We start from the raw sequence: 13594 nt of genomic DNA, 5'->3' as shown, positions 1-13594 counted from the left end.
AAAATGAAAGATAAGATAAAAAACATTGCAGAAAAATTAGAACATCAAATCAGGATGCATGAACTCGATTTAAATGACAGGATTAAAGATATTCCTCAAATAATATTGCTGTTGGAACAGGGGTTCTCGGAATTGAAAGAAATAGTTTCGTTTTATAAGTTCAAAAGTGAAATGGATGAAATATTCTTTTTCAAGATAATAAAACCCAAGTTTTTTAGTAAACTAATCTATTACAGGAAAGTGTATAACATCGAAATGATGCGCCCCAACGGACAAGATTGTGTGCTGAAAAATTATTTCATCAATGAACTGAATCAGTTAGAGAATTTCTACAATAAGAACATTGATTTCTATAAATACTACCGTTCGGGAAGTACGCATTTGGATAAGTACTTTTTTCTGAGAGGAAAACAAGATATTCAAATGACAATGGAAACATTTTATTTTGAAAGAGACCCTAATTTTTCTACGATTTGCGATTTTAAAGTTGCAAAAATAGTAGCAAACGAAATGTTGCGAATTTATCTGAATGAGGAAATTGCAAAAATAGACGAACAGCAAACAACTCAATCTTCGGGCTTTCCGAAGACAAAAATAACATGGACAAGGACTAAAACAGACCTTGTAGAATTGATTTATGCTGTTTGCGAAGCAGATTGTTTTAATTTCGGTAAAGCAAACCTGAAACAAATAGTAAGCTATTTTGAAAACATCTTCAATGTTGACTTGGGTAACCCGTATCATACCTATATTGAGATTAGGGAGCGGGCAAATAGAACTCAATTCCTAAATGAACTCAAAGAGATACTGATACGTAAAATGAATGATAATGATAACAAGTAACACTTTACATCCGATACCACGTTTTTGTTTTCGTTGTTTATGAGAACATTGCATGTAATATCTTGCATGTGAGCAAAATATATAAATCTTGTTTTCCCAAGTTTATGTATTGAATTTTAGCGATTTCTGAGCCTCAAAGCATCTGTTTTGAGGCTTTTTTCAGGTCTATTCCATAAAAAATCCGCTATTCCCAAGATATTCTTCTCTATTGTTAAAAATTCCGGTTCTTAAAACTCATTGATTCGTGGACTTTCCGACACTATTTGAAAAAATAGTTGTCCCAACTTGGGCTTCCATGATTTTGCGACTTCCGAACTTTGCATCAAAATTTTCAATGTATGGAATTAATAACATTTGAAAGCAAAGCGTATCAAGAGTTGCTGAAAAAGATAGAGCGGATTGCTGAGTACATTTCCAAAGTGGAAACACCTGTTCCGGACGAGAAAAAAGAAGTTTGGTTGGACAGCATGGAAGTCGCCCGTTTGCTTGGTATTTCTACCAAAACATTGCAGCGGCTTCGTAAAGACCAACTGATAAGTTATTCCCTGTTTCGTGGCCGTTGTCTGTATCGTCTGTCCGACATCGAACGGGCATTGAACGAACGCCTGATTACCTGTAATCCGCAAACTTTAGAACAATTCCGTAAAAACTATCTGCTCAATGGTAAATAAAGACACTGTACTACAATTGACCGATAATGGTTTGAATGTGTTCCGGCATTATATTCAAGGACAATGGCGTGTCGGACGGAATTTCCTGAATCCGTTGTACGAAGACAAACGAGCTTCCTGCAATGTCTATTACGACCGCCGAACAAATACCTATCGGATGAAAGACTTCGGAAACGATGAGTTCAGTGGCGATTGCTTTAGTTTGGTTGCCAAGTTGAAAGGCTTGAATTGTAAGAATCCGAAAGACTTTGTTGAGGTATTGCAAACGATAAATCGTGACTTGAATTTAGGTTTGGATGAAGAAGACACTTCGTTTGTTGTATCAGTCTCGCCTGTTATACCAAAGGAAGCAGTCATAGAATCCAAGAAAAACAAGCCTTACTCCACTGTTCAAAAGCAATTTTCACCGAAAGAAATTGCCTTTTGGCAACAATATGGAATCACTGCCGAAATACTCAAAGCCTACAAAACGGTTTCCCTGAAAGAGTTTCGCAGCGAGAACAGCGAAGGGAAACCGTTCTTTTTTACGTCATCGGAACAAGAACCGATATTCGGCTATTTGGGAAAACGGCATGTAAAAATCTACCGTCCGTTTTCGGAAATACGATTTCTGTATGGTGGCAACTTCGGCGAAAACTATTGCTTCGGCTTGGAACAACTGCCCGCCAAAGGCGATACGTTGTTCATCACAGGTGGCGAGAAGGATGTGCTTTCGTTGGCTTCGCATGGGTTTCATGCAATATGTTTCAACAGCGAAACGGCGGCTATTCCTGTTTCAATCATCAAAAAACTATCACACCGTTTCAAACATATTGTTTTGTTATATGATGTCGATAAAACGGGTTTGGATGCTTCGGCAAAGCATCACCAACAATTGGCGGAATTTGGCGTTAAACGCCTCGTTTTACCCCTTTCGGGCGATAAAACGAACAAAGATATATCCGACTATTTCAAGGCCGGAAATACCCGTGAAAACTTCCTTTCATTATTCCTTGAATTTTTGGACACTTTATACAGCGAAACAATGGCCATACTTAAACCATGCGAAGTTGACTTCAATAATCCGCCCATCAAAGCGGAAATGATTATTTCGATAAACGATGTTCCGTTGGGAACACAGGGGAACCTATTCGGCATCACGGGTGGCGAAGGAACGGGAAAAAGTAATTATGTAGGAAGCCTGATTGCCGGAACTATTCGTCATGCCGATTTTTCTATCGACACATTGGGAACGACTATCAATCCCAACGCCGACAACAAAGTCGTATTGCTCTACGATACCGAGCAATCGGAAGTACAGTTGTACAAAAACATTGGTAATATCCTTCGCCGCAGCAAACAAAACAAAATGCCCGACTTCTTCAAAGCCTACTGCCTGACAAGCATGTCGCGCAAGGAACGCTTGCAGGCTATTGTCCAAAGCATGGACAAGTTTTACTACCAATATGGCGGCATTCAAATGGTCGTTATTGACGGCATCGCCGATTTGGTGCGTTGTGCCAACGATGAAGCCGAAAGTGTCGGCATCATCGACGAGCTGTACCGCTTGGCAGGAATATACAAAACCTGTATTGTTTGTGTGCTGCACTTCGTTCCCAATGGCATGAAACTTCGCGGACATTTGGGAAGTGAATTACAGCGGAAAGCCGCTGCTATTCTGTCGATTGAAAAAGACGATGACCCGCAAATATCGGTCATTAAAGCCCTGAAAGTACGCGACGGAAGCCCATTGGACGTTCCGTTGATTCAATTTGCATGGAGCAAGGATATTGAAATGCACGCCTACGTTGGCGAGAAGCCGAAAGAAGAAAAGGAAAAGCGTAAGGAAACGGAACTTATCGGCGTTGCCCGTTCCATTTTCAACAACCAACGGCATTCTACTTACGTGGACTTATGCGAGCAGATACAAGCCATTTTGGACGTAAAGGAACGCACGGCCAAGAGTTATATCAAATTCATGCGGGACAAGGAAATTATTCTGAAAGACCCGTCAAACGCAAGTTATTTCATAATCGGACACATATAAAATCAAAATAGTATGGCTATAAATGACGAAAACTTTGAAGCGTGGATGGAACGCTTTATGGACAGGTTAGACAAGTTGGACAATCAATTGGAACGAATGATGAAACAGAAAAATTGGTTAGACGGTGAACAGATTTTGGATAATCAGGATTTGTGTTTTTTGCTGAACGTTACCAAACGGACGTTGCAGCGTTACCGGATGAAAGGCATACTTCCCTATTTCAACATCGACGGGCGGAATTACTACCGGGCATCGGACGTGCATAAGTTGATTCGGGAAAAATTCTAATGGATTGGGCGGGCTTCAAACCCGCTCTTTTCATATCCGCCTGCGATACTCTTTGCGTTCCCGTTCCGCCTGTCGTAACGCTTTCATGCCACGCTGCGCCGGACATGGCGTTACGGGCTTCACTCTCACTGCAAAGACAATCTCGACGCGAAAATCAAGCGTATGTACGGTAGCCATACCCTTGCGAACGCATTACAGGCACGCTTCATAGGCACGCTGCTGAGAAACTTTTTACCACTTTGATTTACGGATATATTTAAATATCTCTTTTTCATTGCTTGCCCAAGAATGGGAAGCATCAATCATTAAATCAAATTTATACGGAACCTCTATAAGCGTTATGGATTTATATCCATCCATATCAATAGGGCTAAATTCACCACCAGGTTCTTCATGCATAAAAAAATCACCTTGTAAAGCGCCACAACATTTACAATGATTAGCAAAATACTTGCCGTTGACAGTTTTTGAAAAACCTAATTTGAAGAAGGGATAACGAGAACAAACGATATCAAGAACCTCTTTATCTATATAGTTAGGTGAACTAAAAAAGGAAAAATAATCTTGAAAGAACCACTCTTTTATGTCGCTATCGTCATCCGAGTAGTCATATATTAAAAAATTGTTTGATACAAAAGCAATGACTTCTGTAATATTATTACATTTCCAACAAGTCTTTTGGGTTACACCCAACCAAAAAGGGACTTTAGCAATTAAAGACACTTTTTCTGTATCTATCCATTTGGAAAAAAGATTTATATCTTTATGGTCAGGAATAAACCATGTCTTATTTTCTTTATCCCAGAAAGCACCCTTTTCTTTTGCTAAATCCTTTTCTGCGTATGGTACATTTATCTTTAATGGCATTGCTATTTTTTATGTACGTATATTTTCCAATAGGAATCAATCTGTTCTTTTAAGTCCGATAATCTTCCAATTATGTGATTTAATGTATGGGTAGGTTCGACTGTGTTCCCTTGCCAATCCGTATCATTTTCCATTTTTCGAGACATTTCGGATAACTTAAAACAATATTGCTTTAATCTATCGTATATGCGTGACGACTACCGCAAGGAACTGGCACAGCGTGACATCAAGGTGGAGAAGTCCGACTTCAACATCGACAACATGCTCACCACCATGCGGCAGTATTACCGGGGCGGGCGTTACGATTTCCTGCTCAACTCCACGGAGAACATCGACCTGCTCGGCAAGCGGTTCATCGTCTTCGAGATAGATTCGATTAAAGAAAACCGCGAACTGTTCCCCGTCGTGACCATCATCATCATGGAAGCCTTCATCAACAAGATGCGGCGGCTGAAAGGCGTGCGGAAACAGCTTATCGTGGAAGAGGCTTGGAAGGCCCTCTCATCGGCGAACATGGCTGAATATCTGCGCTATATGTATAAGACGGTCAGAAAATATTACGGCGAGGCAATCGTGGTGACGCAGGAGGTGGACGACATTATCAGTTCTCCGGTGGTCAAAGAGAGCATTATCAACAACTCGGATTGTAAAATCCTGCTTGACCAAAGGAAATATATGAACAAGTTCGACCAGATACAGGCGTTGCTCGGACTGACGGAAAAGGAGAAGTCGCAGATACTCTCCATCAACATGGCGAACAACCCTTCACGGCTCTACAAGGAGGTGTGGATAGGCTTGGGCGGCACGCAGTCGGCGGTCTATGCCACGGAGGTCAGCGCGGAAGAGTATCTGGCGTACACCACCGAGGAAACGGAAAAAGTGGAGGTTTACCGTCTGGCGGAGAAGCTGGGCGACGACATCGAAGCCGCCATCCGGCAGCTTGCCGAAAGGCGGAGAAACAAGGAATAACTAAAAAACAGAATGTATCAACCAAAAAAGAAAAACGCGTATGAATTTACCAAAAGTGAAAATGCTGCAAGTCAGCAAGTGCCTTATCGGATTGGCGGTCATGATGCTGCAATCCTGCGACGTGGCCGACAACCGCCGCGACATGCTGTGCGGGAACTGGGAGAGCGTGGAGGGAAAACCTGACGTGCTTATCTACAAGGAGGGCGAAGCCTACAAAGTGACGGTGTTCCGTCGTAGCGGTCTGCGCCGCAAGCTCAAGCCGGAAACCTATCTCTTGCAGGAGGAGAACGGCAACCTGTTCATGAACACCGGCTTCCGCATCGACGTGTCCTACAACGAGGCCACGGATGTGCTGACTTTCTCGCCAAACGGGGACTATGTGCGGGTGAAGCCGCAGCCGGGACATCCGACCGAAGAATAACAACCACTAAAATCCAAAGTAACATGAGAACAAGAATAACAATGATTATCTGCCTGTGCCTGCTTTTCGCGGGCAGGGCAAGCGCACAGTGGGTCGTAAGCGATCCGGGCAATCTAGCGCAGGGCATCATCAATGCCTCCAAAAACATCATCCATACCTCCAAGACCGCCACGAACATGGTGAGCAACTTTCAGGAGACGGTGAAAATCTATCAGCAGGGCAAGAAGTATTACGATGCCCTCAAATCGGTGAACAATCTGGTCAAGGACGCCCGCAAGGTGCAGCAGACCATCCTGATGGTGGGCGACATCACAGACATCTATGTGAACAGTTTCCAACGGATGCTCCGTGACGGGAATTTCAGACCCGAAGAGCTTTCCGCAATCGCTTTCGGCTACACGAAACTGCTGGAGGAAAGCAACGAAGTGTTGACGGAACTCAGGAACGTGGTGAACATCACCACGCTCTCCATGACCGACAAGGAGCGCATGGACGTGGTGGAACGCTGCCACTCGAAGATGAAGCGTTACCGCAACCTCGTGAGCTACTACACGAACAAGAACATCTCCGTGAGTTACCTGCGTGCGAAAAAGAAGAACGACCTCGACCGCATCATGGGGCTGTACGGGAACATGAACGAAAGATACTGGTAGCCTATGAAGTTCGACAACCTTCATCAGATTTTACGTTCACTTTATGAGCAGATGATGCCGCTGTGTGGGGACATGGCTGGTGTGGCGAAAGGCATCGCCGGGCTGGGTGCGCTGTTCTACGTCGCCTACCGGGTATGGCAGTCGCTGGCGAGAGCTGAACCGATAGACGTATTCCCGATGCTCCGTCCTTTTGCCATCGGTCTGTGCATCATGTTCTTCCCGACTGTGGTGCTGGGCACGATAAACAGCATCCTCTCACCCGTCGTACAGGGCACGGCAAAGATGCTGGAGGCGGAAACGCTGGACATGAACCGATACCGGGAGCAGAAGGACAAACTGGAATACGAGGCGATGGTACGCAACCCCGAAACCGCCTACCTCGTGTCCAACGAGGAATTTGACAAGCAACTGGAGGAACTCGGCTGGTCGCCCTCCGACATGGTGACGATGGCGGGAATGTATATCGACCGGGGAATGTACAACATGAAGAAGAGCATCCGCGACTTCTTCCGCGAGATACTCGAACTGCTGTTCCAAGCCGCCGCCCTCGTGATAGACACCGTCCGCACCTTCTTTCTCGTGGTGCTGGCGATTCTCGGTCCGATAGCCTTCGCCCTGTCGGTATGGGACGGTTTCCAAAACACGCTCACGCAGTGGATATGCCGCTATATACAGGTCTATCTGTGGCTACCGGTATCGGACATGTTCAGCACCATACTGGCGAAGATACAGGTTCTGATGCTGCAAAACGACATCGAGCGGATGCAGGCAGACCCGAACTTCTCGCTGGATTCGAGCGACGGGGTGTATATCGTATTCCTCTGCATCGGCATCATCGGCTACTTTACCATTCCCACCGTTGCGGGCTGGATTATCCAAGCCGGAGGCATGGGCGGTTACGGTCGCAACGTGAACCAGATGGCGGGACGAGCCGGAAGCATGGCGGGCAGCGTGGCGGGTGCAGCCGCAGGAAACGCAGTCGGACGTGTCGGCAAATTGCTGAAATAATCAATGTGCAATCATAAATTGGAAAATATAAATGGAATTCAAATCACTTAGAAACATCGAATCGTCGTTCAGGCAGATACGCCTGTTCGGTATCGTCTTCCTCTCGCTGTGCGCCGTGGTGACGGTGTGGAGCGTGTGGAACTCCTACCGTTTCGCAGAGAAGCAACGGGAGAAAATCTATGTGCTGGACAACGGCAAGAGCCTGATGCTCGCCTTGTCTCAGGATTTGTCGCAGAACCGCCCGGCGGAGGCACGGGAACATGTGCGCCGTTTCCACGAGATGTTCTTCACGCTATCACCTGAAAAAAGCGCGATTGAACACAACGTGAAACGTGCCTTGCTGCTGGCGGACAAGAGCGTGTACCACTATTATTCGGACTTCGCGGAGAAGGGGTACTACAACCGCATCATCGCCGGGAACATCAACCAAGTGCTGAAGGTGGACAGCGTGGTGTGCGACTTCAACGCCTATCCCTACCGTGCCGTGACCTACGCCACACAGAAAATCATCCGGCAGAGCAACGTCACCGAGCGCAGCCTCGTGACCACCTGCCGCCTGCTGAACGCATCGCGGTCGGATGACAACCCGAACGGTTTTACCATCGAGGGTTTCACCATCATTGAGAACAAGGATTTACAGACTATCAAACGGTAACAGGACATGAAAAGTATCAGAAAATCAATGTGGGGCATGTATTGGAAACTCCACGACAAACGGAAACGCTTGGCGGCAAGTCTCAAAGGGTATCTGGACGGCTTGCCGCCGGAAACACGCCGCCGCATCGTGCTGGGGATGTTCGCCGCCTTCGCGGTGCTTGCCCTTTACACCTTCGGCAGAGCCGTCTATGACATCGGCAGGAACGACGGCTCACATATGGAAACGGGACACGCCGGACGGGTGGAACTGCCGACCCCGGCGGAAACAGGCAATCACTTAACACCTTATTTATATGGAACAGACAAAGAATGAACCGACGAAAGAGAACAAAGCTGCTCCCGAAACGGGGAAACCGAAAAAGGAGCGCGAACCGCTGACAGAGGCGCAACGGCTGAAACGGCAGAAGATGATCGTGCTGCCCGCTATGGTGTTGGTGTTCATCGGGGCGATGTGGCTGATATTCGCCCCGTCCTCCGGCAAGGAGCAACCGCCGGGAACGGACGGATACAACACCGAGATGCCCGACGCTGACAAGGCGAACCGGCAGATTATCGGCGACAAGCTGAAAGCCTACGAGCATGGGGAGATGGAAGAGCGTCAGGAGAGCCGCAACCGTGCCATCGGGCAGCTGGGCGACATGTTCGACCGCGAGATAGCGGGAACGGAGAACGGAGTGGACTTCGACCTCGCCAATCCGGGCGGCAAGGAAGAAAGGGCAAAGCCAGCCACGCCGCAGACCATCCAGTCCTCCGCAGCCGCCTACCGTGACCTGAACGCCACGCTCGGAAACTTCTACGACCAGCCGAAAAACGACAATGCGGAGATGGACGAATTGTTGGAGCGCATCGCATCGCTGGAGTCGGAACTGGAAAGCGAGAGGGGCAAGGCTTCCTCTATGGACGAGCAGGTGGCTCTTATGGAGAAGTCCTACGAGCTGGCGGCAAAGTACATGGGCGGTCAGAACGGAGGACAGCCATCGGCGGAACAGAGGGCAGAGCCAACTACCGTGCAGAAAGGGAAGAAGAACAAGGCAATGCCTATCAGACAGGTGGAGCATCAAGTAGTTTCTTCACTCTCACAGCCTATGAGTAACGCGGAGTTTGTCGCCGCCTTATCGCAGGAACGCAACCGGGGTTTCAACACGGCTGTCGGCACGGCGGAGGTATTGGACAGGAACACCATACCGGCGTGCGTGCATGGGGCGCAGAGCGTGACGGACGGGCAGACGGTAAGGCTGCGCCTGCTGGAGCCTATGGCGGTGGCAGGCAGGACAATACCCCGGGGTGCGGTGGTGGTCGGCACGGGCAAGATACAGGGTGAGCGGCTCGACATCGAGATTACCTCGCTGGAATACGACGGCACGATTATCCCCGTGGAGCTTGCGGTCTATGACACGGACGGACAGCCCGGCATCTTCATCCCGAACTCGATGGAGATGAACGCCGTCCGGGAGGTCGCCGCCAACATGGGCGGCTCGCTGGGAAGCAGCATCAACATCTCCACCAATGCCGGGGCGCAGCTCGCCTCCGACTTGGGCAAGGGGCTGATACAAGGCACGAGCCAGTACATCGCCAAAAAGATGCGAACCGTCAAGGTGCATCTGAAAGCCGGGTACAGGGTCATGCTTTACCAAGAAAAATATTGAAAACAATAAAAATTACCACTAAAATCCAAAAGTAATGAGAAAAGTAATCATCATGTTTGCCCTCGCTATGGGCATCATAACTGCCAACGCGCAGGAGAATGTAACCGTTGAAACGACCAACGGAAGTGAACAACCGACCTTGACGAAGGAGGTCTATCCGCAGAAGGAGGCGGACGGCGACCTATATCACGGGCTGTCACGCAAGCTGACCTTCGACCGCATGATACCGCCGCACGGTCTGGAAGTGACCTACGACAAGACCGTCCACGTCATTTTTCCGGCGGAGGTGCGCTATGTCGATTTAGGCTCGCCCGACCTGATTGCCGGGAAAGCCGACGGAGCGGAGAACATCATCCGTGTGAAGGCTACCGTAAGGAATTTTCCCAACGAAACGAATATGTCCGTCATCACGGAGGACGGCAGTTTCTACACCTTCAACGTGAAGTACGCCGCCGAACCGCTGTTGCTCAACGTGGAGATGTGCGACTTCATCCATGACGGCAGCACGGTGAACCGCCCGAACAACGCGCAGGAAATCTATCTGAAAGAGCTGGGCAGCGAAAGCCCGATGCTGGTGCGCCTTATCATGAAGTCCATCCACAAACAGAACAAGCGCGAGGTGAAGCATATCGGCTGCAAGCGTTTCGGCATCCAATACCTGTTGAAAGGCATCTACACGCACAACGGCTTGCTTTATTTCCACACGGAGATAAAGAACCAGAGCAACGTGCCTTTCGATGTGGACTACATCACTTGGAAAATCGTGGACAAGAAGGTTGCGAAGCGTACTGCCGTGCAGGAGCAGATTATTCTGCCGCTCCGCGCGCAGAACTACGCCACCCTCGTGCCGGGCAAAAAGAGCGAGCGCACGGTCTTCACGATGGCGAAGTTCACCATCCCCGATGACAAGTGCCTCGTGGTGGAATTGAACGAGAAGAACGGCGGCCGTCACCAGTCCTTCGTGATTGAGAACGAGGATTTGGTACGCGCGGGTACCATCAACGAACTTCAAGTACGCTGACCATGAGAAAGTACATCGCAATAATCATCGCGTCGCTTGCCCTTTTTACAGGGCAGGCGCACGCCCAGCGGTGTCTGCCGAAGATGCAGGGCATCGAGGTGAGGGCGGACATGGCGGACGGCTTCAATCTCGGCGGCAAGGACGGCGGGTACAGCTTCGGGGCGGCTCTCTCCACCTACACGAAGAAGGGGAACAAGTGGGTGTTCGGTGGCGAATACCTGTTGAAGAACAATCCCTACAAGGACACCAAGATACCCGTGGCGCAGTTCACGGCGGAGGGCGGCTATTACTTCAAGATACTGTCGGACGCCCGAAAGATTGTTTTCGTCTATGCCGGGGCTTCGGCTCTCGCCGGATATGAGGCGGTAAATTGGGGGAAGAAGGTGCTGCATGACGGCTCCACGCTGCACGACCGGGACGCCTTCATCTACGGCGGTGCGCTGACGCTCGATGTGGAGTGTTACGTGGCAGACCGTATCGCCCTGCTTGCCAACCTGCGGGAGCGTTGCCTTTGGGGTGGCGACACACGGAAGTTCCACACGCAGTTCGGGGTCGGTATCAAGTTCATCATCAACTGACACGGGCATGGAAAGGACGGAAATAGATGCTGTCAGAAGGATGCCGCTTGCGGATTTTCTCGCACGGCTGGGGCATGAGCCTGTCAGAAGGAGCGGTAACGAGCTGTGGTATCTTGCCCCGTACAGGGGCGAGCGCACATCCTCTTTCCGTGTGAACGTGGCGAAACAGCTCTGGTACGACTTCGGTTTGGGCAAGGGCGGCGACATCTTCACGCTTGCCGGGGAGTTTCTGCAAAGCGATGACTTCATGAAGCAAGCGAAGTTCATAGCGGAAGCCGCCAATATGACGGTTGCCGGATGGGAAAAGCCCGTCTATCTCTCGAAGCCGACCGAATCCGTTTTTGAGGATGTGGAGGTCGCTCCGCTGCTCCGCTCACTGCTGACGGAGTATTTAGAGGAACGGGGCATCCCTTACGCCATCGCATCCCGTCACTGCTGCCGCTTGAACTACGGTGTGCGTGGGAAACGGTATTTTGCCGTTGGCTTTCCGAACATGGCAGGTGGCTATGAAGTCAGAAGCCGATATTTCAAGGGTTGCATACCTCCGAAGTCTGTATCACTGGTAAAGGCGAATGACATCCCGGCTGACGAGTGCCTCGTGTTCGAGGGCTTCATGGACTTTCTCTCTGCCGTGACGCTTGGTGTAACCGGTAACGCTGACTGTCTTGTGCTGAACTCAGTCGCCAACGTGGAGAAGGCGGCGGGATTGCTGGACGGATACGGGCGCATCGGCTGCTTCCTCGACCGTGACGAAGCCGGACGGCGGACGCTTGCCGCACTTACCATGCGATACGGGGAACGTGTCACCGACCGTTCCTCCCTCTATGACGGTTGCAAGGACTTGAACGAGTACCTGCAACTGACAACGAAAAAACAGAAAAACAACCATCTAAAAATCGAAGAACAATGAACATACTGAACAACAGAAACAAGAGAACATCAATATTCAAGGCAGTGGCGTTATGCCTGATAGCCGCCATGTCATTCACCCTCGTGTCATGTGACGATGACATGGACATCCAGCAGTCCTATCCCTTCACGGTGGAGGTCATGCCCGTGCCGAACAAGGTAGTAAAGGGGCAGACAGTGGAAATCCGCTGTGAACTGAAAAAGGAGGGCGACTTTTCGGGTACGCTCTATACCATCCGCTATTTCCAGTTCGAGGGGGAAGGCTCGCTCAAAATGGATAACGGCATCACCTTCCTGCCTAACGACCGCTACCTGCTGGAGAACGAAAAATTCCGCCTGTACTACACGGCGGCGGGTGATGAGGCGCATAATTTCATCGTGGTGGTGGAGGATAACTTTAGCAACTCCTACGAACTGGAATTTGACTTCAACAACAGGAATGTAAAGGACGACGATCTTACCATCGTTCCCATCGGCAACTTCAGCCCCTTGTTGAAATGATGCGTGTATTCATGACAATGCTCTGTTCACTTCTGACGGTCTGTTCTGTGTCCGCGCAGATCAGCCGCCAAGAGGGAACGGACGGGCAGGCGGCAATCTACCGACTGCCGCTTATGGAACGTGCTTTTTTATGCTGCCGCTACTTTGAAGGCTGGCACTCAGAAAAACACTACCCATACGTCGGTTGGGGTCACAAACTTTTGCCAAACGAGAAGTATTCGGCACGAACCATGACAAAACGGGATGCGGATGAACTTTTGCGGAAAGACCTGCGCAAATTTGTCGCCATGTTCCGTAAATTCGGGGTTGATTCGATTTTGCTTGGCACGTTAGCTTACAATGTGGGACCGGCGAAGCTGTTAGGCAGCAAAACAATCCCCAAAAGCACCTTAATCAAGAAGCTGGAAGCTGGTGACAGGAACATCTACCGTGAGTATATAGCCTTCTGCAACTACAAAGGAAAACGCCACGCCATGCTGCTCAAACGGAGAAAGGCGGAGTTTGCGCTGTTGTATATCCCATAAAAGGACTGACAA

General features: G+C 49.2%; 16 protein-coding genes and 1 pseudogene. 16 read left to right on the top strand and 1 reads right to left on the bottom strand.

Annotated features, from left to right (window positions below; all coding sequences use genetic code 11):
- The first annotated feature begins 3 nt into the window (after nt 1-3).
- The 4 genes from DXD68_RS03765 (at nt 4) to DXD68_RS03750 (ending at nt 3828) form a co-directional block, all read left to right on the top strand.
- Nucleotides 4-843, top strand: a complete 840-nt coding sequence (locus tag DXD68_RS03765) for an RteC domain-containing protein (RefSeq protein WP_117707122.1) — start codon at nt 4-6, stop codon at nt 841-843.
- Between the two features lie 338 nt (nt 844-1181).
- Nucleotides 1182-1514, top strand: coding sequence for a helix-turn-helix domain-containing protein (locus tag DXD68_RS03760; RefSeq protein ID WP_117707121.1), 333 nt, complete (start codon nt 1182-1184; stop codon nt 1512-1514).
- Nucleotides 1504-3540, top strand: a complete 2037-nt coding sequence (locus tag DXD68_RS03755) for a toprim domain-containing protein (protein WP_118929348.1) — start codon at nt 1504-1506, stop codon at nt 3538-3540. Before DXD68_RS03760 ends, DXD68_RS03755 begins: the two co-directional genes overlap by 11 nt.
- A gap of 12 nt (nt 3541-3552) precedes the next feature.
- On the top strand, nt 3553-3828 hold the full coding sequence (locus DXD68_RS03750) for a helix-turn-helix domain-containing protein (protein WP_122360326.1): 276 nt from the start codon (nt 3553-3555) through the stop codon (nt 3826-3828).
- Between the two features lie 231 nt (nt 3829-4059).
- Here DXD68_RS03750 and DXD68_RS03745 read toward each other — a convergent pair whose 3' ends face one another.
- Nucleotides 4060-4695: a DUF5710 domain-containing protein gene (locus DXD68_RS03745; protein WP_118929359.1), complete on the bottom strand. Its 636-nt coding sequence runs from the start codon at nt 4693-4695 to the stop codon at nt 4060-4062.
- A 177-nt stretch (nt 4696-4872) separates the two neighbouring features.
- Here DXD68_RS03745 and DXD68_RS03740 point away from each other — a divergent pair.
- From DXD68_RS03740 to DXD68_RS03690, 12 genes and pseudogenes are all read left to right on the top strand, one after another.
- A pseudogene (locus DXD68_RS03740) lies at nt 4873-5664 on the top strand (TraG family conjugative transposon ATPase); the annotation flags it as partial.
- 40 nt (nt 5665-5704) lie between these two features.
- On the top strand, nt 5705-6085 hold the full coding sequence (locus DXD68_RS03735) for a DUF3876 domain-containing protein (protein WP_004291516.1): 381 nt from the start codon (nt 5705-5707) through the stop codon (nt 6083-6085).
- A 23-nt stretch (nt 6086-6108) separates the two neighbouring features.
- Nucleotides 6109-6738, top strand: coding sequence for a DUF4141 domain-containing protein (locus DXD68_RS03730; RefSeq protein ID WP_004304283.1), 630 nt, complete (start codon nt 6109-6111; stop codon nt 6736-6738).
- 3 nt (nt 6739-6741) lie between these two features.
- On the top strand, nt 6742-7746 hold the full coding sequence (traJ, locus tag DXD68_RS03725; protein WP_004291518.1) for a conjugative transposon protein TraJ: 1005 nt from the start codon (nt 6742-6744) through the stop codon (nt 7744-7746).
- Nucleotides 7747-7777: 31 nt separating this feature from the next.
- The gene (gene traK / locus DXD68_RS03720) at nt 7778-8401 is read left to right on the top strand and encodes a conjugative transposon protein TraK (protein WP_004291519.1); all 624 of its coding nucleotides are present in this window, start codon (nt 7778-7780) and stop codon (nt 8399-8401) included.
- Nucleotides 8402-8407: 6 nt separating this feature from the next.
- On the top strand, nt 8408-8716 hold the full coding sequence (locus tag DXD68_RS24225; protein WP_004291520.1) for a TraL conjugative transposon family protein: 309 nt from the start codon (nt 8408-8410) through the stop codon (nt 8714-8716).
- Nucleotides 8697-10049 carry a conjugative transposon protein TraM gene (traM, locus tag DXD68_RS03715; RefSeq protein ID WP_004291521.1) on the top strand — a complete coding sequence of 451 codons (1353 nt, stop codon included), beginning with the start codon at nt 8697-8699 and terminating at the stop codon, nt 10047-10049. Before DXD68_RS24225 ends, traM begins: the two co-directional genes overlap by 20 nt.
- 34 nt (nt 10050-10083) lie before the next feature.
- The gene (traN, locus tag DXD68_RS03710) at nt 10084-11070 is read left to right on the top strand and encodes a conjugative transposon protein TraN (protein ID WP_004291522.1); all 987 of its coding nucleotides are present in this window, start codon (nt 10084-10086) and stop codon (nt 11068-11070) included.
- Between the two features lie 2 nt (nt 11071-11072).
- Nucleotides 11073-11648 carry a conjugal transfer protein TraO gene (locus DXD68_RS03705; protein WP_004291523.1) on the top strand — a complete coding sequence of 192 codons (576 nt, stop codon included), beginning with the start codon at nt 11073-11075 and terminating at the stop codon, nt 11646-11648.
- Nucleotides 11649-11655: 7 nt separating this feature from the next.
- Nucleotides 11656-12558, top strand: coding sequence for a toprim domain-containing protein (locus DXD68_RS03700; RefSeq protein WP_004291524.1), 903 nt, complete (start codon nt 11656-11658; stop codon nt 12556-12558).
- Nucleotides 12555-13058 carry a DUF3872 domain-containing protein gene (locus tag DXD68_RS03695; protein WP_004291525.1) on the top strand — a complete coding sequence of 168 codons (504 nt, stop codon included), beginning with the start codon at nt 12555-12557 and terminating at the stop codon, nt 13056-13058. The genes DXD68_RS03700 and DXD68_RS03695 overlap by 4 nt, the downstream gene beginning before the upstream one ends.
- Nucleotides 13055-13582: a glycoside hydrolase family protein gene (locus tag DXD68_RS03690; protein WP_004291526.1), complete on the top strand. Its 528-nt coding sequence runs from the start codon at nt 13055-13057 to the stop codon at nt 13580-13582. The genes DXD68_RS03695 and DXD68_RS03690 overlap by 4 nt, the downstream gene beginning before the upstream one ends.
- Nucleotides 13583-13594: the final 12 nt, after the last annotated feature.

Source organism: Parabacteroides sp. TM07-1AC (assembly GCF_003480915.1).
GTDB classification, from domain to species: Bacteria; Bacteroidota; Bacteroidia; order Bacteroidales; family Tannerellaceae; genus Parabacteroides; species Parabacteroides chongii.
Note: the sequence above shows the minus strand (reverse complement) of the source record. Positions and strands in the feature narration are given on the sequence as shown.

Bases quoted from the DNA above. Each gene is read 5' to 3' on its own strand.
- DXD68_RS03765 (WP_117707122.1), top strand. From the start codon at position 4: ATGAAAGATAAGATAAAAAACATTGCAGAAAAATTAGAACATCAAATC.
- DXD68_RS03760 (WP_117707121.1), top strand. From the start codon at position 1,182: ATGGAATTAATAACATTTGAAAGCAAAGCGTATCAAGAGTTGCTGAAA.
- DXD68_RS03755 (WP_118929348.1), top strand. From the start codon at position 1,504: ATGGTAAATAAAGACACTGTACTACAATTGACCGATAATGGTTTGAAT.
- DXD68_RS03750 (WP_122360326.1), top strand. From the start codon at position 3,553: ATGGCTATAAATGACGAAAACTTTGAAGCGTGGATGGAACGCTTTATG.
- DXD68_RS03745 (WP_118929359.1), bottom strand. From the start codon at position 4,695: ATGCCATTAAAGATAAATGTACCATACGCAGAAAAGGATTTAGCAAAA.
- DXD68_RS03735 (WP_004291516.1), top strand. From the start codon at position 5,705: ATGAATTTACCAAAAGTGAAAATGCTGCAAGTCAGCAAGTGCCTTATC.
- DXD68_RS03730 (WP_004304283.1), top strand. From the start codon at position 6,109: ATGAGAACAAGAATAACAATGATTATCTGCCTGTGCCTGCTTTTCGCG.
- traJ (WP_004291518.1), top strand. From the start codon at position 6,742: ATGAAGTTCGACAACCTTCATCAGATTTTACGTTCACTTTATGAGCAG.
- traK (WP_004291519.1), top strand. From the start codon at position 7,778: ATGGAATTCAAATCACTTAGAAACATCGAATCGTCGTTCAGGCAGATA.
- DXD68_RS24225 (WP_004291520.1), top strand. From the start codon at position 8,408: ATGAAAAGTATCAGAAAATCAATGTGGGGCATGTATTGGAAACTCCAC.
- traM (WP_004291521.1), top strand. From the start codon at position 8,697: ATGGAACAGACAAAGAATGAACCGACGAAAGAGAACAAAGCTGCTCCC.
- traN (WP_004291522.1), top strand. From the start codon at position 10,084: ATGAGAAAAGTAATCATCATGTTTGCCCTCGCTATGGGCATCATAACT.
- DXD68_RS03705 (WP_004291523.1), top strand. From the start codon at position 11,073: ATGAGAAAGTACATCGCAATAATCATCGCGTCGCTTGCCCTTTTTACA.
- DXD68_RS03700 (WP_004291524.1), top strand. From the start codon at position 11,656: ATGGAAAGGACGGAAATAGATGCTGTCAGAAGGATGCCGCTTGCGGAT.
- DXD68_RS03695 (WP_004291525.1), top strand. From the start codon at position 12,555: ATGAACATACTGAACAACAGAAACAAGAGAACATCAATATTCAAGGCA.
- DXD68_RS03690 (WP_004291526.1), top strand. From the start codon at position 13,055: ATGATGCGTGTATTCATGACAATGCTCTGTTCACTTCTGACGGTCTGT.